The 19,335-nt window shown below is 57.0% G+C and carries 22 protein-coding genes; 18 read left to right on the top strand and 4 right to left on the bottom strand.

What is annotated here, in order from left to right; translation table 11 throughout:
• The first annotated feature begins 20 nt into the window (after positions 1-20).
• Complete coding sequence (locus LOY56_RS18835) at positions 21-1,010, top strand: S49 family peptidase (protein ID WP_258616452.1); 990 nt, start codon at positions 21-23, stop codon at positions 1,008-1,010.
• A gap of 387 nt (positions 1,011-1,397) precedes the next feature.
• On the opposite strand, the gene LOY56_RS18830 is transcribed toward LOY56_RS18835, so the two are convergent.
• The 3 genes from LOY56_RS18830 to LOY56_RS18820 form a co-directional block, all read right to left on the bottom strand.
• Entirely contained in the window at positions 1,398-1,670 is a 273-nt protein-coding gene (locus tag LOY56_RS18830; RefSeq protein ID WP_258616451.1) for a hypothetical protein, read from the bottom strand.
• Complete coding sequence (locus LOY56_RS18825) at positions 1,670-3,442, bottom strand: S-type pyocin domain-containing protein (RefSeq protein WP_258616450.1); 1,773 nt, start codon at positions 3,440-3,442, stop codon at positions 1,670-1,672. The genes LOY56_RS18830 and LOY56_RS18825 overlap by 1 nt, the downstream gene beginning before the upstream one ends.
• Positions 3,443-3,868: 426 nt before the next feature.
• Complete coding sequence (locus LOY56_RS18820; RefSeq protein WP_258616449.1) at positions 3,869-4,447, bottom strand: nucleoside triphosphate pyrophosphatase; 579 nt, start codon at positions 4,445-4,447, stop codon at positions 3,869-3,871.
• A gap of 105 nt (positions 4,448-4,552) precedes the next feature.
• On the opposite strand from LOY56_RS18820, the gene LOY56_RS18815 reads away from it, so the two are divergent.
• The 17 genes from LOY56_RS18815 to LOY56_RS18735 all read left to right on the top strand — a co-directional run bounded on the left by LOY56_RS18815 (position 4,553) and on the right by LOY56_RS18735 (position 18,277).
• Positions 4,553-5,080 carry a YceD family protein gene (locus LOY56_RS18815; RefSeq protein WP_004371317.1) on the top strand — a complete coding sequence of 176 codons (528 nt, stop codon included), beginning with the start codon at positions 4,553-4,555 and terminating at the stop codon, positions 5,078-5,080.
• Positions 5,081-5,093: 13 nt separating this feature from the next.
• Complete coding sequence (gene rpmF / locus LOY56_RS18810; RefSeq protein WP_003179396.1) at positions 5,094-5,276, top strand: 50S ribosomal protein L32; 183 nt, start codon at positions 5,094-5,096, stop codon at positions 5,274-5,276.
• A 3-nt stretch (positions 5,277-5,279) separates the two neighbouring features.
• The gene (plsX, locus tag LOY56_RS18805) at positions 5,280-6,290 is read left to right on the top strand and encodes a phosphate acyltransferase PlsX (RefSeq protein WP_258616446.1); all 1,011 of its coding nucleotides are present in this window, start codon (positions 5,280-5,282) and stop codon (positions 6,288-6,290) included.
• A 125-nt stretch (positions 6,291-6,415) separates the two neighbouring features.
• Entirely contained in the window at positions 6,416-7,354 is a 939-nt protein-coding gene (fabD, locus tag LOY56_RS18800) for an ACP S-malonyltransferase (protein ID WP_258616442.1), read from the top strand.
• Positions 7,355-7,370: 16 nt separating this feature from the next.
• A complete protein-coding gene (gene fabG / locus LOY56_RS18795) occupies positions 7,371-8,114 on the top strand; it encodes a 3-oxoacyl-ACP reductase FabG (RefSeq protein WP_258616434.1) in 744 nt (247 codons plus the stop codon).
• A 192-nt stretch (positions 8,115-8,306) separates the two neighbouring features.
• Positions 8,307-8,543 carry an acyl carrier protein gene (gene acpP, locus LOY56_RS18790; protein WP_003442511.1) on the top strand — a complete coding sequence of 79 codons (237 nt, stop codon included), beginning with the start codon at positions 8,307-8,309 and terminating at the stop codon, positions 8,541-8,543.
• Between the two features lie 108 nt (positions 8,544-8,651).
• The gene (gene fabF, locus LOY56_RS18785) at positions 8,652-9,896 is read left to right on the top strand and encodes a beta-ketoacyl-ACP synthase II (protein ID WP_258616427.1); all 1,245 of its coding nucleotides are present in this window, start codon (positions 8,652-8,654) and stop codon (positions 9,894-9,896) included.
• Entirely contained in the window at positions 9,896-10,711 is an 816-nt protein-coding gene (gene pabC / locus LOY56_RS18780; protein ID WP_258616424.1) for an aminodeoxychorismate lyase, read from the top strand. Before fabF ends, pabC begins: the two co-directional genes overlap by 1 nt.
• 3 nt (positions 10,712-10,714) lie before the next feature.
• Positions 10,715-11,923: an endolytic transglycosylase MltG gene (mltG, locus tag LOY56_RS18775; protein WP_258616422.1), complete on the top strand. Its 1,209-nt coding sequence runs from the start codon at positions 10,715-10,717 to the stop codon at positions 11,921-11,923.
• Positions 11,924-11,942: 19 nt separating this feature from the next.
• On the top strand, positions 11,943-12,575 hold the full coding sequence (gene tmk / locus LOY56_RS18770) for a dTMP kinase (protein WP_258616421.1): 633 nt from the start codon (positions 11,943-11,945) through the stop codon (positions 12,573-12,575).
• Positions 12,568-13,554, top strand: a complete 987-nt coding sequence (locus tag LOY56_RS18765; protein WP_052964848.1) for a DNA polymerase III subunit delta' — start codon at positions 12,568-12,570, stop codon at positions 13,552-13,554. Before tmk ends, LOY56_RS18765 begins: the two co-directional genes overlap by 8 nt.
• A gap of 32 nt (positions 13,555-13,586) precedes the next feature.
• The gene (locus LOY56_RS18760; RefSeq protein WP_258616417.1) at positions 13,587-13,943 is read left to right on the top strand and encodes a PilZ domain-containing protein; all 357 of its coding nucleotides are present in this window, start codon (positions 13,587-13,589) and stop codon (positions 13,941-13,943) included.
• A 13-nt stretch (positions 13,944-13,956) separates the two neighbouring features.
• Positions 13,957-14,748, top strand: coding sequence for a TatD family hydrolase (locus LOY56_RS18755; protein WP_258616416.1), 792 nt, complete (start codon positions 13,957-13,959; stop codon positions 14,746-14,748).
• A 381-nt stretch (positions 14,749-15,129) separates the two neighbouring features.
• Positions 15,130-15,768, top strand: coding sequence for a TetR/AcrR family transcriptional regulator (locus LOY56_RS18750; RefSeq protein ID WP_007903981.1), 639 nt, complete (start codon positions 15,130-15,132; stop codon positions 15,766-15,768).
• A gap of 141 nt (positions 15,769-15,909) precedes the next feature.
• Complete coding sequence (locus tag LOY56_RS18745; protein WP_258616415.1) at positions 15,910-16,878, top strand: GTP 3',8-cyclase MoaA; 969 nt, start codon at positions 15,910-15,912, stop codon at positions 16,876-16,878.
• Positions 16,879-17,094: 216 nt separating this feature from the next.
• Positions 17,095-17,700 (top strand): DUF4823 domain-containing protein, encoded by a 606-nt coding sequence (locus tag LOY56_RS18740; RefSeq protein ID WP_258616414.1) that lies wholly within the window; start codon positions 17,095-17,097, stop codon positions 17,698-17,700.
• A gap of 16 nt (positions 17,701-17,716) precedes the next feature.
• A complete protein-coding gene (locus LOY56_RS18735) occupies positions 17,717-18,277 on the top strand; it encodes a DUF1285 domain-containing protein (RefSeq protein WP_258616413.1) in 561 nt (186 codons plus the stop codon).
• Between the two features lie 74 nt (positions 18,278-18,351).
• On the opposite strand, the gene LOY56_RS18730 is transcribed toward LOY56_RS18735, so the two are convergent.
• A complete protein-coding gene (locus LOY56_RS18730; protein ID WP_258616411.1) occupies positions 18,352-19,224 on the bottom strand; it encodes a triacylglycerol lipase in 873 nt (290 codons plus the stop codon).
• Positions 19,225-19,335 lie beyond the last annotated feature (111 nt).

Below are 19,335 nucleotides of genomic sequence, written 5' to 3'. Positions count from 1 at the left end.
GTTTTGCTGGAGTAGATGTCATGACCGACGAATGGAAGTCGCCCGCCAAGGCGAGCGCGGAGAGTGGTGACGAGAAGAGTTGGAAGCTGCTGGAAAAGACCCTGCTGGCTGGTGTGCAGGAACAGCGTCGGTCTCGTCGCTGGGGGATTTTCTTCAAGCTGCTGACCTTTGTGTATCTGTTTGGTATGTTGATTCTGTTCACGCCGCTGATGGACATGGAGAAAGGCGCCACCCGTGGTTCCGGTTACACGGCGCTGATCGACGTGACCGGCATGATCGCCGACAAGGAGCCGGCCAGTGCCGACAACATTGTCGGCAGTCTGCGTGCAGCCTTCGAGGACAAGAAGGTCAAGGGTGTGATTCTGCGAATCAATAGCCCTGGCGGCAGTCCGGTGCAGTCGGGTTATGTCTATGATGAAATCCGTCGTTTGCGCGGCCTGAATCCAGATACCAAGGTTTATGCGGTGATCTCGGATCTGGGCGCTTCCGGTGCCTATTACATCGCCAGTGCAGCGGATCAGATCTACGCCGACAAGGCGAGCCTGGTGGGTTCCATTGGTGTGACAGCGGCCGGTTACGGTTTTGTCGGGACGATGGAGAAGTTGGGTGTCGAGCGTCGTACCTACACCTCCGGCGAGCACAAATCGTTCCTCGATCCGTTCCAGCCCCAGAAGCTCGCGGAAACCCAGTTCTGGCAGGGCGTGCTCGATACCACTCATCAGCAGTTCATCAGCAGCGTCAAGAAGGGTCGGGGTGATCGGCTGAAGGATAAAGAGCATCCGGAGCTGTTCTCCGGGCTGATCTGGTCGGGTGAGCAGGCGCTGTCGTTGGGCTTGATCGATGGTCTGGGCAATGCCAGTTCGGTTGCGCGTGATGTGATCGGCGAGAAAGAGCTGGTGGATTTCACTATTGAGGAATCGCCATTCGATCGCTTCTCGAAAAAGCTCGGCGCCAGCGTGGCTGAACATTTGGCGATGTGGATGGGCTTTCAGGGGCCGTCGATGCGCTGATCCTTTGGCTGTATAAAAAACCGGCCTTTGTGGTTAATGCCGATCAGTTAAGCCATCTTGCTTGACCTTTGGCCGCTAGACATCAAAATCCGATGCCTGCACGGGTATCGGATTTTTTATGCGTCTCGCTCGGGCATGGAAACTGACCCACAACTTTGCTTTCACCCCAAATTCAGTCGAAGGACTGGCTTGAAAATAAAAATGCCAGTCAGCATAGCTGACCGGCATTACGCAGGCGCTCGCTTTTTGTTAATCGTCTACCCCTGAAGCAATCGTAAGCATATCTCTGGGCTAGGCTGAATCCAATCACCAAGGTCAGGGCGTCGGACGTCCTCGAAACAATAGATATAGCTTGTCGCCCCTGAAGGTGACAGAGGCTTAGCAATATCAATCAAAAGTATATTTTCCCTCTACCATGAATATCGGCTCCCTCCAGTTAGGCCCCCTCCTAATCCCGGTTCCATCCATTTTTACAAATCCAGCGTCACGCATTTTCCAAACAAGATGCAATAATCCCATGTTGTCTCCCACATGCGCCCAGCTAGCCATATTGTAAAATCTGTCCAGTTGAGGAAGCGAGATACCTAACTCAGGCTTCGTGAAAAATAGAATCACCTCTTCGGGCTCTTCGTTGAGCACAATTTCTTTTATGACACCCATTATTTTACTCCGCCCAGTTGTTTGTACATTCTTTCCCGTTGTTTTTCATCCGCCTCTAAAGCATCAGGTGTGTAGAGCAATTCAGAAGCATCCTTGAGTTTGTAGTCTTCCAAAGTCGCCGCGTGGGTATTATTCCAAGTAGCACCTTCATCATTCGGCCTTACGCCATCTATCACACCTAATGTTCTGAAGCGTTCAAGCTCTCTCAACTCATGAGTATAGAAACGTTTGTCGATAGCCGTGACTACTAATTTACCCTCAAATATCCTTTCCAAGCGATCAACCATGATTGCATTGGCATCCGAAGGTTCGAAGCGGCCCGTATGCAATTTGACAAGATCAATACCCGCTTTCGTGACGCTAGTATTGGTCCAATCCAAATCCAGGATTGGGCCTCCGGCCTGGGCGGGATTGAACAATCGACCGCTGTACTTTCCTCTCGTAGTAGCCCCTTCATAAGGGCTATTGAAAACAACATAAATCGGCGGCAAGCCGCTGTTGATCGGAAAACAGTAAATACAATCCCTGAAGTCCGGTAACTCGAACGCAGGCAATGTCTCGGGCTGCACGAGTAGTGGCAATAGCTCAACGCCACTGTAACGCGGTACTTCCACGGGTCTAGCAGGTGAAGTTGTCGAACTGTTATCCCAGTGGATAATGGGAAAACTGAGGGTGATCGGTGGTGTGTCGGTGGAGGTGAAGCTGTAGCTGTTAGTCTTCTGGTCGAACTCCAGCGCTCGAACTGGTACCGCTGATGAAATGCCCCCTCCCGCCGGCGTTGCAACGAGGGTGTATTGGCCAAGGTCACCATAAATCCGGTAGGGAAGATCGATGGTTCCTTCGACAGCGGCGATTTCATTCAGGTTGGACGGTGCATCTGGCAAGACTGCACTGCCAGATAGTTTGAGTGCCGTTTGAGGATAACGCTCGCCGTTACCCAAAGAGGGTGAATAGAGCAACGCACCGATCCCAATCGCCGTCGCTCGACTGAGAACTACGTCTCCCAACCCTGTCAACAACAAAACGCTTTTACGGATCGCTGCCTCGAAGGTCCAACCGTCCGCGTTTTGGAGGGTGGCGGCACCCGCCACAGTGACCACCTGCGCGGATTGACTAAGGGTTAAATTGAAGCTGTAGGCAGTTTCGCCTCTAGCCAAGGCAGAGTGGATTGCAGCATCTATAGCTGGAGATGCGTCGTCCAAAATGGAAACAGCCTCGACAAGTATTCGTTTAACGTAGGCGGCTGTCAGAGATCTCAGGAAGCTTTCATAAAGGCCTAGGCGTTCTGCATCGTGTTCTGCTGAATCCACATAAGCTGCGAATAGCTCGGCACTTTCCATGCTGTCGAGCGACAATGCATCTATGCCAAAAAATGCATCCGCTTCATACCAGCTCCTATTCAATCTAACTCGTTGCAGGAGCTCGACAATAATAATTTTCTTTTTTAAGGCGCCCTCCAGCTTGTTGAATGGGTGGGCATCAGTGGCTGAGCTTATACGCCCCTCTATTTCATTTCGAACGCCCGCCGTACCATTCGAAAAAACACCTCTTATCTGATCTTGCGCCGAATGTGCTATAGCTACTAACTTTGAATATGCGTCGGGCTCTTTATCGATAGTTTCAATACGGTGAGCCACAGTAACCGTCGGAAGCGCTCCATCCCAATTTAGAGCACTGTCAAAATTTGACAGAAACCTTGGATATTCCATGGGTGGGTTGGGCGGGGCGTTCGATGATGTCAAAGGCGGAGGAGAAGCGATAGAATTTTGCATGCAGCGTCCCTTGCAATAATTTAAATTCCATTTGAAGAGCGTCTAAGTTATGCCGCAACCACGGCACCCTATCAACAGTAAAATGTTTACTGCGTATAACGTCTTTAGAGATTGGGTAAGTTCAATATCAACTACGATCCACAGTAATATTTCTTACATCAAAAAATCCGATTTCAGGCAGAAATTTTTGGTGCGTTCTGTAGGGATTGATGATCTGTTACCCGGATTTGACTCGTGGCGCCGATCGCCTGCTTGAAAAGCGCGTTTTTGCTGCTGATGGGTCGGATCGTTTGCAAGTTCGGCGCTTTAAAGTTTGAAATGTCGGATTAAAACTCCGCTGATAGGACTATTGCCTATCAGTTCAGCGTTGCTATTGAAATTGCTTAACGGATCGGCATTGAGTCGTTGCGGCCGGTTTTTTTATGGTCAGGGAATTTGCACGCCTTCGGCCAGCAGCATGTCGATCAGGCGAATCAACGGCAGGCCGATCAGGCTGGTGGCGTCAGGGCCTTCGGTGCTTTGAAACAGGCTCACCCCCAAACCTTCGGCCTTGAAGCTGCCAGCGCAGTCATAGGGCTGTTCAGTGCGCAGATAGCGTTCGATGCGCGCTGCGTCGAGTGTGCGCATGTGTACGGTAAAGGGCACGCAATCGACCTGGCAATGGCCGGTTTGGCTATTGAGCAGTGCCAGGCCGGTCAGGAAGGTCACGCTTGCACCGCTGGATGCCAGCAGTTGTTCGCGGGCCTTTTCGAAGGTGTGGGGTTTGCCGATAATCCGCTCGCCAAGTATGGCGACCTGATCCGATCCGATGATCAGGTGGGCTGGATGACTGCCAGCAAGTGCGCGGGCTTTTTCTTCGGCGAGGCGCTTTACCAGCTCGACGGCTGACTCGTCGGGGCGATGACTTTCGTCGATATCCGGCGAGCTGCACGTGAACGGCAGCTGCAAGCGGGCCAGCAATTCCCGGCGATAGGTCGAGCTTGAAGCGAGTAATAAAGGCAGCATGCGCATCTCCAAAGAGCAGGGGCAAATTCTAGCGAGGCTTGCAAGTGACGGACAGGGCTGAATTTCCTTTGACATGGCTGGGGGCATCCCTATAATGCTGCGCCTATGTTGAATGACCCGATTCCACCTCACGTTGACCCGCGCAAATTGGCTGACCGTGGCACCACCCTTCAAGGTGAACTGCTGCTGGCCGATTTGGAGAGACTCTGCGACCCGCTTTCCGATACTGTCGGTACGGTGCAGGCTAAATTCGTTTTTGAACGAGATGAACGTAAATCTGTGGTAATTCACAGCTTTATCGACACCGAAGTCAAAATGGTTTGCCAGCGTTGTCTTGAGCTGGTCACCCTGCCGATCCATAGCGAATGCAGTTATGCTGTGGTGAAGGAGGGTGCGAATACCCAGTCGTTGCCGAAAGGTTATGACGTGCTGGAACTGGGCGAAGATCCTTTGGATCTGCAGTCACTGATCGAGGAGGAGCTTCTGCTCGCCTTGCCCATTGTGCCTGCTCATCATCCGGAAGAATGCCAGCAGCCGGCGGGTCTCGATGAGCCCGAACCGAGCGAGGACGAGGTAACGCGGTCCAACCCGTTCAGTGTATTGGCGCAGTTAAAGCGTGACCCAAACGTTTAGGAGTTAATCAATTATGGCTGTTCAGCAGAACAAAAAATCCCGCTCTGCCCGTGACATGCGTCGTTCGCACGACGCTCTCGAGGCTAGCACCCTGTCTGTAGAAAAAACCACCGGTGAAGTTCACCTGCGTCACCACGTATCGCCAGAAGGCGTTTACCGTGGTCGTAAAGTGATCGACAAGGGCGCTGACGAGTAATCCTTGTCCGCTCAAGTCATCGCGATTGACGCAATGGGCGGGGACTTCGGTCCCCGCAGCATTGTTCAGGCCAGCCTTGCTTGTCTGTCTGCTACGCCCTCGCTGCACCTGACCCTCGTCGGTCAACCCTCCCTTCTTGAAGAATTGCTCGCCAGCCAATCGGCTGTGGATCGCGCGCGCCTGTCGATTGCGCCGGCGTCCGAAGTCATCACCATGGACGAAAAACCTGCCCAGGCCTTGCGCGGCAAACCCGATTCGTCGATGCGCGTGGCGCTGGAATTGCTGCGTGATGGCAAGGTTCAGGCCTGTGTCAGTGCCGGTAATACCGGGGCGCTGATGGCGTTGTCACGGTTTGTGCTCAAGACCTTGCCGGGCATCGATCGGCCGGCAATGATCGCGGCCATTCCGACGCAGAAGGGCTACTGCCAGTTGCTCGACCTGGGTGCCAACGTCGATTGCAGTGCCGAGCACTTATTGCAGTTTGCAGTGATGGGGTCGGTCGCGGCAGAAACCTTGGGCATCGTTCGCCCAAGGGTCGCATTGCTGAACATCGGCACCGAAGACATCAAGGGCAATCAGCAGGTCAAACTGGCGGCCACCTTGTTGCAGAGTGCTCGTGGCATCAACTACATCGGGTTTGTCGAAGGTGACGGCTTGTACCGTGGCGAGGCGGATGTGGTGGTGTGTGACGGCTTTGTCGGCAACATCCTGCTCAAGTCCAGCGAAGGCCTGGCGACCATGATTGCCGGGCGCATTGAGGCGTTGTTCAAGAAAAATTTCGCGTCGAAAATGGTGGGCGCACTGGCGCTGCCGCTGATGAAGCGCTTGCAGGCCGAACTGGCGCCGGCGCGACATAACGGCGCAAGTTTCCTCGGTTTGCAGGGAATTGTCGTGAAAAGCCATGGTTCGGCGGGGGTACAGGGTTTTCAGAGTGCGATTCAGCGCGCGCTGATCGAGATCCAGGAAAACTTGCCGGAGCGGCTTCATGGGCGCCTGGAAGATTTGTTGCCTTAGGTGTTTTCGTCGGACAATGCTTAAATGTGACCGCTCAGTTCAATGGGCCATCCAACTGTGAGTTTCTTGCGTTCCACAAGCGGGACGTCAATTCTCCGACGACAAGATCATTAGGGGCTTGTTACATGTCTGCTTCCCTCGCATTCGTCTTTCCAGGACAGGGTTCGCAGTCCCTCGGCATGCTGGCCGAGTTGGGCGCGCAACATCCGGTGGTCCTCGAAACATTCAAAGAAGCTTCCGATGCTCTGGGTTACGACCTGTGGGCACTGACCCAGCAAGGGCCGGAAGAACAACTCAATCAAACCGATAAAACCCAGCCGGCCATTCTGACCGCCTCGATCGCCTTGTGGCGCCTGTGGCTGGCTGAAGGCGGCGCGCGTCCGGCTTACGTTGCCGGTCACAGCCTGGGCGAATACAGCGCCCTCGTCGCTGCAGGCAGTCTGAGCCTGGGCGACGCGGTGAAGCTGGTAGAGCGCCGCGGTCAGTTGATGCAGGAAGCCGTTCCGGCCGGGCAGGGTGGCATGGCCGCCATCCTTGGTCTGGACGATGCCGACGTGCTGGCAGCCTGTGCCGAAGCGGCGCAAGGTGAAGTGGTGAGCGCGGTGAACTTCAACTCCCCGGGCCAGGTGGTGATCGCTGGCGCCAAGGCGGCGGTTGAGCGCGCCATCGAAGGCTGCAAGGCACGTGGCGCCAAGCGCGCCATGCCATTGCCGGTCAGCGTGCCGTCCCACTGCGAATTGATGCGCCCAGCCGCCGAGCGGTTCGCCGAGTCGATCGCAGCGATCGACTGGCAGGCGCCGCAGATTCCTGTGGTACAGAACGTCAGCGCCAACGTGCCGGCCGATCTGGAAACCCTCAAGCGCGATCTGCTTGAACAGCTCTACAAGCCTGTGCGCTGGGTCGAGTCGGTCCAGGCGCTGGCTGCCAAGGGCGCGACCGAACTGGTCGAATGCGGCCCTGGCAAAGTACTTGCCGGTTTGAACAAACGTTGCGCCGAAGGCGTGTCGACCTCTAATCTCAATACCCCAGACGCTTTCGCTGCCGCCCGTGCAGCGTTGGTCTGAACAAGGAGAAGCTTGCATGAGCCTGCAAGGTAAAGTTGCATTGGTCACCGGTGCCAGCCGTGGTATCGGCCAGGCTATCGCTCTGGAATTGGGTCGTCAGGGTGCCATTGTTATCGGCACCGCGACTTCCGCTTCGGGGGCTGAGCGTATCGCTGCGACCCTGAAAGAAAATGGTATTCAGGGCGCTGGCCTGGAACTCAATGTCACCAGCGACGAGTCCGTAGCGGCTGTGCTGGCGAGCATTCAGGAGCAATTCGGTGCGCCGTCGATCCTGGTCAATAATGCCGGTATCACCCGCGATAACTTGATGATGCGCATGAAAGATGACGAATGGCATGACGTCGTCGATACCAATCTGAACAGTCTGTTTCGCCTGTCCAAAGGCGTTCTGCGCGGCATGACCAAAGCCCGTTGGGGACGAATTATCAGTATTGGCTCGGTTGTGGGTGCCATGGGCAACGCAGGCCAAGTAAACTACGCTGCCGCCAAGGCCGGTCTGGAAGGTTTCAGTCGTGCATTGGCGCGTGAAGTCGGTTCGCGTTCGATTACGGTAAACTCGGTGGCCCCTGGGTTCATCGACACCGATATGACCCGTGAACTGCCCGAGGCGCAGCGTGAAGCCTTGCAGACGCAGATTCCGCTGGGTCGTCTGGGGCAAGCTCAAGAGATCGCGTCTGTGGTCGCTTTTCTTGCATCCGACGGTGCGGCTTACGTTACTGGGGCTACAATCCCGGTGAACGGCGGGATGTACATGAGTTAAATGTGACGGATTGCTTCAAAAAAATGTCATACGAGCTGTCTAAAATCCGTTATAAAGCTGCAATCTATTTTATCGGCAGAGGGCCTAAGGGTTTGAGGAGTGAAGCTTTCAGTTGAAAAACTGAAAAGTCTTTCTATACACTTACCCACCGGCCAGCTGCCTGAATTTGTCCATTAGGAGTGAAAACAAGGTATGAGCACCATCGAAGAGCGCGTCAAGAAAATCGTTGCTGAGCAACTGGGCGTTAAAGAAGAAGAAGTGGTCAACACTGCTTCCTTCGTTGAAGACCTGGGTGCCGACTCCCTTGACACTGTTGAGCTGGTGATGGCTCTGGAAGAGGAATTCGAGACCGAAATTCCTGACGAAGAAGCTGAGAAGATCACTACTGTACAAGCCGCAATCGATTACGTTACTAACCATCAGGCTTAATAGCTTGTAATCGTTGCTCGCTGTCATGGAAAAACCGCACTGCCATCATGGCGTGCGGTTTTTTCTTTAGGCCTGATGCAAAGTCGTCATTTGAAAAAGGAGAGTGCTGTGTCGCGTAGACGCGTCGTAGTCACCGGTATGGGTATGTTGTCGCCACTGGGCACGGATGTGCCGAGCAGCTGGCAGGGCATTCTGGCTGGCCGTAGTGGCATTGGTCTGATCGAACACACCGACCTTTCTGCCTATTCCACCCGTTTTGGCGGTTCGGTAAAGGGCTTCAATGTCGAGGAATACCTGTCGGTCAAGGAAGCTCGCAAACTCGACCTGTTCATTCAATACGGTCTGGCTGCAGGTTTTCAAGCCGTGCGTAACGCAGGTCTTGAGGTCACCGACGCCAATCGCGAGCGGATCGGCGTGGCGATGGGTTCGGGTATTGGCGGTCTGACCAATATCGAAGAAACCAGCCGCACACTGCATGATTCCGGCCCACGACGGATTTCGCCGTTTTTCGTGCCTGGCTCGATCATCAATATGATTTCCGGTTTCCTGTCCATCCACTTGGGCGCACAGGGACCTAACTACGCCATCGCCACGGCGTGTACCACCGGTACGCACTGCATTGGCATGGCGGCACGCAACATCATGTACGACGAAGCTGACGTCATGATCGCCGGTGGTGCCGAGATGGCCGCGTGTGGTCTGGGCATGGGCGGCTTCGGTGCCTCCCGCGCACTGTCGACCCGCAACGACGAGCCGACCCGTGCCAGCCGTCCATGGGACAAGGGGCGTGATGGCTTCGTGTTGTCCGATGGTGCCGGCGCACTGGTGCTCGAAGAACTCGAGCACGCCAAGGCCCGTGGCGCGACCATCTACGCCGAGCTGATCGGTTTCGGTACCAGTGGCGATGCTTACCACATGACCTCGCCACCGGCCGATGGCGCGGGTGCTGCGCGTTGCATCACCAATGCCTTGCGTGATGCGAAGATCAATGGCGATCAGGTTCAGTACATCAACGCCCACGGCACTTCGACCTCGGCGGGCGACCTCGCCGAAGCCTGTGCGATCAAGGCCGTGTTCGGTGATCACGCCTACAAGCTGGCGGTCAGTTCGACCAAATCGATGACCGGTCACCTGTTGGGTGCGGCAGGTGCGGTCGAGGCGATTTTCAGTGTGCTGGCAATCAACAGCCAGGTAGCACCACCGACCATCAACCTTGATGAGCCGGACGAAGGTTGCGACCTCGACTTCGTACCCCACACCGCGCGTGGCATGGATATCGACGTGGTGCTGTCCAACTCCTTCGGATTTGGCGGCACCAATGGCTCGCTGGTGTTCCGCCGGTTCGCTGACTGATGGACAGCTGGGTCGACGGTCAACCGGCTGACGCTTTGTCGCTGAAGGATCGCGGCCTGGCTTACGGTGATGGTCTGTTCGAGACCCTTGTGGTCAAGGGCGGGCAGCCGCTGCTGCTGGACCGACATCTGTCGCGTCTGGCCGAGGGTTGTTCGCGCCTGGCGATTGCCGCCGATCATCAACTGATCCGCGCGGAGCTACTGGCCTATGCCGCCGCGCTGGGCGAGGGCGTGCTCAAACTCATCCTCACCCGCGGCGACAGTCTGCGTGGTTATGCCGCCGATCCCTCGGCTCAGGCTCGACGCATTCTGCAAGGTAATCCTCCTGCTGGTTATCCGGCTGTTCATGCGGAGCAGGGCATTCGGCTGTTTCCTTGTGCGACACGGCTTTCAAAACAGCCATTGCTCGCTGGCCTCAAACATCTGAATCGTCTGGAGCAGGTCATCGCCCGTTCCGAATGGCAAGACACCGAGCATGCCGAAGGCTTAATGCTGGATCAGGTCGGGCGGGTAATCGAAGGCGTGTTCAGCAATCTGTTCCTGGTGCGCGATGGCGTGCTGGTGACGGCCGATCTCAAACGCTGTGGCGTGGCGGGCGTGATGCGTGCCGAATTATTGTTTCAAGCTGAGTCATTGGGGATTCCCACGCAAATCACTGATATCACCCTCGAGCAGCTGCAATGGGCTGACGAGGTCTTTGTCTGCAACAGCGTGTATGGCGTTTGGCCGGTGCGCGCCTATGCCGCACTGAGCTGGCCGGTTGGGCCGCTCACCCGTAAACTCCAAACCATTGCTCGTGCGCTACTGGATGCTTGATTCGTGAGACGTAAATTCTTGCTGCTGCTGGAAACCGGACTGGTTCTGGCGGGGCTGTTGGCGGGCGCTTGCGCCTGGAAAATCGATTCGGCGCTGGAACAGCCGCTGAACATCGCCCAGGAAGAGCTGCTGGAAGTGCCCAAAGGCACTACGCCAAACCGCACTTTCCTACGACTTGAAGCTGATGGTGTCATCAAAGACGCCTTCTGGCTGCGCGTGTATTGGCGCTTTAATCTGGCAGGGCAACCGCTGCACAGCGGCGAATACCGCATGGTGCCCGGTATGACAGTCAACGGGCTGATCGACCTGTGGAAGCGCGGGGAAATGGTGCAGTACAGCCTGACGCTGGTCGAAGGTTGGAATTTCCATCAGGTTCGCGCGGCCCTGGCCAAGGATGAAAAACTCGAGCAGACCCTCAACGGTCTTAGCGACAGCCAAGTGATGGACAAACTCGGGCACAGCGGGATTTTCCCCGAAGGGCGATTCTTCCCCGACACGTATCGCTTCGTGCGCGGCATGACCGACGCCGATCTGCTCAAGAAAGCTTACGACCGCCTCGACGAGGTTCTCGCCAAGGAATGGAACCAGCGCGCTGCCGACGTCCCCTACACCGAGCCCTATCAGGCGCTGATCATGGCCTCGCTGGTGGAAAAGGAAACCGGTGTGCCGCAGGAGCGGGGGCAGATCGCTGGCGTGTTCGTGCGACGGATGGAAATGGGCATGCTGTTGCAGACCGATCCGACCGTGATCTATGGTCTGGGTGATCGTTACAACGGCAAGTTGACCCGTGCTCATCTCAAGGAGCCAACGCCGTACAACACTTACATGATTGCTGGTCTGCCGCCGACGCCGATTGCGATGGTCGGTCGCGAAGCGATCCATGCGGCGTTGAATCCGGCGGACGGCAACAGCCTGTATTTTGTCGCGCGCGGGGATGGCAGCCACGTGTTCTCCGATGATCTGGACGCCCACAATAATGCGGTGCGCGAGTTCCAGATCAATCGACGTGCCGATTACCGTTCCAGCCCGGCGCCGACTGTTACGCCGCCGACGGAGGATGCTCAGGCGCCAATCCCGGCAGCTTCGCCCGACACGGCGATCGAAGACATGCCGCCAGTAGTGCCGCAGGATTCTGGGCAAGACTCTGTACAAGAGCAAGAACCTGCGCCAGCACCCGAAGCGGATGCGCCCGCGCCGCAAAGCCCGCAATGACTCTGACTAAGGACTGCCTGTGACTGGCTTGTTTATTACCCTGGAAGGCCCGGAAGGCGCCGGCAAGAGCACCAATCGCGAATACCTGGCCGAGCGTCTGCGCGCTGCCGGGATCGAGGTGGTGTTGACCCGGGAGCCCGGCGGCACGCCCTTGGCCGAACGGATCCGTGACGTGCTGTTGGCGCCTGTCGATGAGGTCATGACCCCTGACACCGAGCTGTTGTTGGTGTTCGCCGCGCGAGCCCAGCATCTGGCCGAAGTGATCCGCCCGGCGCTGGCCCGTGGCGCGGTGGTCCTGTGCGATCGCTTTACCGATTCGACCTATGCCTACCAGGGCGGAGGTCGTGGTTTGTCGCTGGAGCGCATCGCGACTCTCGAAACGTTCGTCCAGGGCGATCTGCGCCCGGACTTGACACTGATCTTCGATCTGCCGGTAGAAGTGGGCTTGGCTCGAGCCAGTGCCCGCGGTCGGCTGGACCGCTTCGAGCTTGAAGGCCGAGCGTTTTTCGATGCGGTGCGCACGGCCTTCCTCGAGCGTGCCAAAGCGGATCCTGCGCGTTATGTCCTGGTGGATGCCGCTCAGCCGCTGGCGCAGGTTCAGCAGTCTCTGGATGTCTTATTGCCACGTCTGCTGGAGTTGAGTCGTGGCTGAAGCCTATCCATGGCAGGACAGTCTCTGGCAGCAATTGGCCGGGCGTGCCCAACACGCTCACGCCTATTTGCTACATGGCCCGGCCGGGATCGGCAAGCGTGCGCTGGCCGAGCGTCTGATGGCCCATTTATTGTGTCAGCGCCCGACCGCCCAAGACGCCTGCGGTGAGTGCAAATCCTGCTTGTTGCTGAAGGCCGGCAGTCACCCCGACAACTACATCCTGGAGCCGGAAGAAGCAGACAAGGCGATCAAGGTCGATCAGGTGCGTGATCTGGTCAGCTTCGTGGTTCAGACCGCGCAGATGGGCGGTCGCAAAGTGGTGCTGATCGAGCCAGTCGAATCGATGAACATCAATGCCGCCAACGCCTTGCTCAAAAGCCTTGAAGAGCCATCCGGCGATACCGTTTTGCTGTTGGTCAGCCACCAGACCAGCCGTCTGCTGCCGACCATCAAGAGCCGTTGCGTGCAGCAGGCCTGTCCGTTGCCGAGTGAAGCGATGAGTCTGGCCTGGCTGGCCAGCGCTTTGCCGGACTGTTCGGAAGAAGAGCGCATTGAACTGCTGACCCTCGCCGCCGGTTCGCCATTGGCCGCGGTCAAATTGCAGGCGCAAGGCGTGCGTGAACAGCGGGCGCTGGTGGTTGAAGGCGTGAAGAAGCTGCTCAAGCAGCAGCAATCGCCGACGCAATTGGCCGAAGAGTGGAAAACCATTCCCATGCTGCTGCTGTTCGACTGGTTCTGCGATTGGTCGAGCCTGATCCTGCGTTATCAATTGACTCAGGATGAAGCAGGGCTGGGGCTGGCAGACATGCGCAAGGTGATTCAATACCTGGCGCAGAAATCCGCTCAGGACAAAGTCCTGAATATCCAGGACTGGATTCTCGCCCAGCGCCAGAAAGTGATGAGCAAAGCCAACCTCAATCCGGCGTTGTTGCTGGAGGCGCTGTTAGTGCAATGGGTATCCTTGCCAACCCAGAAGTGACTAGACTCTGATCATCCGAAATGGAGGTCAGTATGAATGAACCTGTCAGTCCAGGGCCGCGCAACGGCATTTTGTCCCTGACCATCAAGGACAGGGCCGTGCTCTACGCGGCCTACATGCCGTTCATCAAGAACGGTGGCCTGTTTATCCCGACCAACAAGAGCTACAAGTTGGGCGATGAGGTCTTCATGCTGCTGCACCTGATGGACGAGCCGGAAAAGATTCCGGTCGCCGGCAAGGTCACCTGGATTACCCCCAAAGGTGCCCAGGGCAATCGCGCCGCCGGGGTCGGCGTGCAATTCAATGAAGGCGACGACACCGCGCGCAGTCGAATCGAAACCCATCTGGCCGGAGCCGTTAAGTCCGACCGTCCCACTCATACGATGTAAGTTGCAGCCCTTTATGCTCGTAGATTCCCATTGTCACCTTGATCGCCTCGACCTCACCGCCCACGACGGCTCCCTGGATGCTGCGCTCGATGCGGCGCGCGCGCGCGGGGTAGGGCACTTTCTGTGCATTGGCGTCAGCGCCGATAACGCCGCCGACGTCAAAGCCCTGGCCGAACGTTACGACGATGTCGACTGTTCGGTCGGCGTGCATCCACTCGATGTGCAGCCGGGTGCCGCACCGGCGCTGGATTGGCTGTTGCGCGAACTCAATCATCCGCGGGTGGTGGCGATCGGTGAAACCGGTCTGGATTATCACTACGAGCCGCAAGCCGCGACGTTGCAGCAGGAATCGTTTCGCCTGCACCTGCAAGCGGCGGGGCAGACCGGCAAACCGGTGATCATCCATACCCGTGGCGCGCGGGCCGATACCCTGGAGCTGCTGCGCGAAGCGGCACTGCCTCAGGCGGGTGTGCTGCATTGCTTCACTGAAGACTGGGAGATGGCCAAGGCTGCGCTGGACATGGGGTATTACATTTCCTTGTCCGGTATTGTCACTTTTCGCAATGCCGATGCCCTGCGGGATGTGGCCAGCAAGGTACCGGCTGAGCGGTTGCTGGTAGAAACCGACTCGCCGTACCTGGCGCCGATCCCTTATCGCGGCAAACCGAACCTGCCGCAATACGTGCGTGAAGTGGCGGAGTTTCTGGCAATGCTGCGAGGTGAGTCCTATGAGCGGTTTGCCGAGCAGACCACCGAGAATTTCAAGCGGTTATTCCCGTTGGCGCACGTCGGGGCAACCGTGTAACGTTGGAAAAGATCGCAGCCTTCGGTCATTGAGCCCTGAATCGCAGGCAAAAAAAACCCGGGTTCTGGGGGGTGAATCCGGGTTAAGACCATTAGGAGTAAAACAAAGGCACGCAGTCCTTTGGTACCTTCATCGGCGCGACACTTGGGGGAGATGCCTCGCCGACAGTTGAAGTATTGATCAGTATTGCGCCGAGTCCAGTTTAGCGGGTCGGGTTTTTAAACAAATTTGGAATACACGCGCTTCGGTTGGGTTCTCATCGATCGGCGAAGTGCTACGAATTCATCAAGAAACATATATATGGTCGGATGATCCGTGCATTTTGGCGTAAGTTAGGCATAATACGCGGCTTCGAATTTTGACCCCTACAGACCTTTTCTTATGCATAAAGAACCTCGTAAGGTCCGTGAGTTTCGTCGCCGCGAGCAAGAAATTCTCGATACCGCGCTCAAGCTGTTCCTCGAACAAGGTGAAGACAGTGTCACCGTCGAGATGATTGCTGATGCCGTCGGTATCGGCAAAGGCACGATCTACAAGCACTTCAAATCCAAGGCGGAGATCTATCTGCGCCTGATGCTCGATTACGAGCGCGATTTGAACGAGCTGTTGCATTCGGCCGATGTCGATAAGGACAAGGAAGCCCTGTCCCGGGCCTACTTCGAATTCCGCATGCGCGATCCGCAACGCTATCGGTTGTTCGATCGCCTGGAAGAGAAGGTGGTCAAGGGCAACCAGGTGCCAGAGATGGTCGAGGAGCTGCACAAGATCCGCGCCTCGAACTTCGAACGCCTGACCCTGCTGATCAAGGGCCGGATCAGCGAAGGCAAGCTCGAAGACGTGCCGCCTTACTTCCATTACTGCGCGGCCTGGGCGCTGGTGCACGGCGCCGTGGCGCTGTATCACTCGCCGTTCTGGAGCAACGTGCTGGAAGATCAGGAAGGTTTCTTCCAGTTCCTGATGGACATCGGCGTGCGCATGGGCAACAAGCGCAAACGCGATACCGACACGCCGAGCAACTGAACCCGTCAGTTGCTCTTACTGCGCCATGATTTAGCTACATGGCGCAGGTACCGCAGGAATATACTCAGGCATAGGGCTTGCTAAAACTTGATTTGTGAGTCAAGTTTTGCGCGTTCGAATCTTCTTTCGCCGGAGTGATCCATGATCGTTGACCGTCAAGGCAGGCGCTTTCGCAATTTGCGGATCAGTCTGACCTCAGCCTGCAACTACGCTTGTACCTACTGCGTGCCCAACGGCAAGCGGCTGGTGGCTGCGCAGGATGAGTTGTCGGCCGAGGCCATGGCACGCGGCGTGGCCTATCTGATCGAAGCGGCGGGCATCGAACGGTTACGCATTACCGGTGGCGAGCCGCTGGTCAGCCCCAAACTCGAAGCCTTTATGACCGCCGTCGGGCAGATGGGCCTGGCGGACATCAGCCTGACCACCAATGGTCAGTTGCTGGCGAAGAAGCTGCCGCTATTGGTGGATGCCGGCATTCGGCGCATCAACGTTTCCCTCGATACTCTGGATGCCAGCGCTTTTCGCAGCATTGCGCGCGGCGGCGATCTGGCGACTGTCCTCGACGGCATGGGCCAGGCCGCCGCGGCCGGCATGAAGATCAAGGTCAATATGGTGCCGCTGCGGGGGCAGAACCTCGATCAGGTGATGCCGCTGCTTGATTATTGCCTGGATCGCGGCTATGAGTTGCGCTTTATTGAGTTGATGCGCATGGGCCATTTGGCCAGCGATTCCAATGCCTTCCTGCAGCAGTTCGTCAGCCTTCAGCAGTTACTGAGCCTGATCGGTGAGCGCTACGAGTACCTTCAGGCCGATGCGCCGGTCGATGCCACGGCGGTGCGCTATCAGATTCCGGGGCTGGGCCACTTCGGCGTGATCGCCAATGAAAGCGTTCCTTTCTGCCGGACCTGTTCGCGGCTTCGTCTGTCGTCCACTGGCTGGCTGCATGGCTGCCTGTCGTCGAGCAATCGCCATTATGTCGGCGACCTCCTGGACAAGCCTCGCCACCAGGCGCTGCCGGCCTTGCAGCGACTGCTGGTCAAAGCCTTGGGGGACAAGCAGGAAGTGGCGTTCTCTGGTGGCGCGACCATCATGAAAATCATCGGCGGCTGATCGGGCCTCTTCGCGGGCAAGCCTCGCTCCTACAGGTCATATGTCAGATGCAGAAACTGCGACCGACACATGACCTGTAGGAGCGAGGCTTGCCCGCGAAAGCTATCTCCCGATCCCCCCAAAATCACCTGACACGCCTTGTCACATTGAGCTGGCGCAAAAGCTGCATCCCATGGCCATTCGCCGGTTTTCCGTCACCGGCTTCTGGAGGGTAGGATGCGTAGCCTGGTTTTGCTGCTGGCCATTTTGGCACTTGGTGGCTGCATGAATGTCAGCGATATGGCTGAGGAGACTCGCTACCACATGAGTGACGTGGGGCTGCTGGACCACAGCGACAGCCGTCGGGTGAATAACTTCCGCATTCAGCCGGATTCGTTCATCTATATTGCCCAGGGTGCCTTCGCGCCGCCGGGCAGTGGCTACCCGCGACCTAACGTGGTGGCCGAAGAGGCCTTCAACGGCTTTATCGAATATTTCCCGATGGTCCGCCGCGCCCGCGTGCCGGAAGGCCTCGACGCGGCCATGGGCGAAGCCCGTGCCGCCGGCGCCCATTACCTGCTTTATACCCGCTTCGCCAAGGCCGACGACCGCATCGGCAACTCGGACGATTGGCTGGATCAGGAACACGTGGATCGGTTCGGGATCGACAGCGGCGTGATTCAAATCATGTTGATCGAGACCAGCACCCAGTATTTGATCGATACTGCACGTATCAAGAGTCGTGGCGGTTTACTGACGTTCCACGACAACAAGCCAGCCGATCTGCTGGGCCCGCCGCTGGAGCAATACGCTCGTAGCCTGCTGGGGCTCAGCGACCAGTAATTCAAAGGAGAACGCCATGAGTGGCCCGCAAAAAGCCAACGACCTGTTGGGGCAAATCCCCAAAACCAAAGGCTTGCCGCCGGTCCACTTGTGGAACCCCGACTTCTGCGGCGACATCGACATGCGCATCGCCCGCGACGGTACCTGGTATTACCTGGGTACGCCGATCGGGCGCAAACCGATGGTCAAGCTGTTCTCCACCATCATTCGCCGCGACGGCGATGATTACTTTCTGATTACTCCGGTCGAAAAGGTGGGCATCAAGGTTGACGATGCGCCGTTCGTGGCGAATGCCGTGGAGGTCGAAGGCGAGGGCGAAGCCCAAGTCTTGCGCTTTACCACCAACGTCGATGAAACGGCCGATGCCGGCGCCGAGCACCCTATGCGCGTGGTGATCGACCCGGTCACTCAGGAGCCCGCGCCGTACGTGCATGTGCGCACCAACCTTGAAGCGCTGATTCACCGCAATGTGTTCTACCAACTGGTGGAGCTGGCGGTGAGCCGTGAAATCGACGGGCAGCGTTGGTTGGGCGTATGGAGCGGTGGCGAATTCTTCCCTATCGGGCTTGAGCCGTAACGCGCTGTCTTTCTGTGCTTCTGTGTTGTAAAAAAGAACGGCCCGTTATTGCAATGGGCCGTTTTTTTTGGGGCTTACAAACCTTTGCTCTTGAGTCGCGCAGCATGTTCCAGGTAGAGCCTGACCGGGCTCACGTTCCAGCTGGTGATCCCGGCCATCTGATTGACCGCGTCAAAATGGTCCATCGGGTAATCCGAGCGAATCACTTTCCCCAGGTGTGAGCTATAGCGGCCGACCAGCCCATCGTTGGCGTGCTTCTCTTTATAAAATAACTTCGACAGCACGACAGTGTTCAAATGGCTCGGGTCGAGTGGTTGCAGGCTTTGGAACCTCTGCACGATCCCGCTCCAGGAGTAGTAATACACGCCGTTTTCAACTTCGTTGCCTTCCCCGCCCCAAACCTTTGGCATCCCTTGCGGGTACTTGCGATTGAAGGCGGCCAATCCTGCACTGGTCAGCGATTCGAATGCCGCCTCAGGGTCAATCGGGTTTTCCGGATGGCCGCTAATCAACGAAATGAAGGTGCCGACCGCGCCCAACAGGGCCAGTACGAACGCTTCGGGCAACTCTCCAGGCGTCAGCGCTTTATGCAGTTGGTCGGCAATCTCAGAGCCATGATTGGGGCAACTGACAGACGTGACCGACGCAACCTTTTCCGGGTGCAGGGCTGCTACGTAGCGTGCGGCCAGGGGGCCTTGGCTATGCCCGATCAGATTGACCTTGGCAGCTCCGGTTTCCAGCAAAATGCGGTTGACGTGCTCGAGCAGTTTTTCACCGCGTTCCTCATTACCGTTGACGGTTGGAATATTGACGGCAAACACCTGGGCGCCGGCGCGTTCCAGGGCTTCCTCGATTTCGAAGAAGTAGGGATAACCAGCGATTTTATCGAAACCGAAAAGCCCGTGAACCAACACAATGGGGTATTTCGTAGACGCATCCATGTCCATGTTCATACCTATCAATAGCGGATTTGAAGGGGAGCAGATCGCTGACGGCCTGATCTGTTGCGGCTAACCGTAGTTTACAAAGTGGATGGGATCAAAGCGCTTCGAGCAGGA

The organism is Pseudomonas sp. B21-048, from assembly GCF_024748615.1.
GTDB lineage: Bacteria > Pseudomonadota > Gammaproteobacteria > Pseudomonadales > Pseudomonadaceae > Aquipseudomonas.
This window is presented reverse-complemented; position numbering and strand designations above follow the sequence as displayed.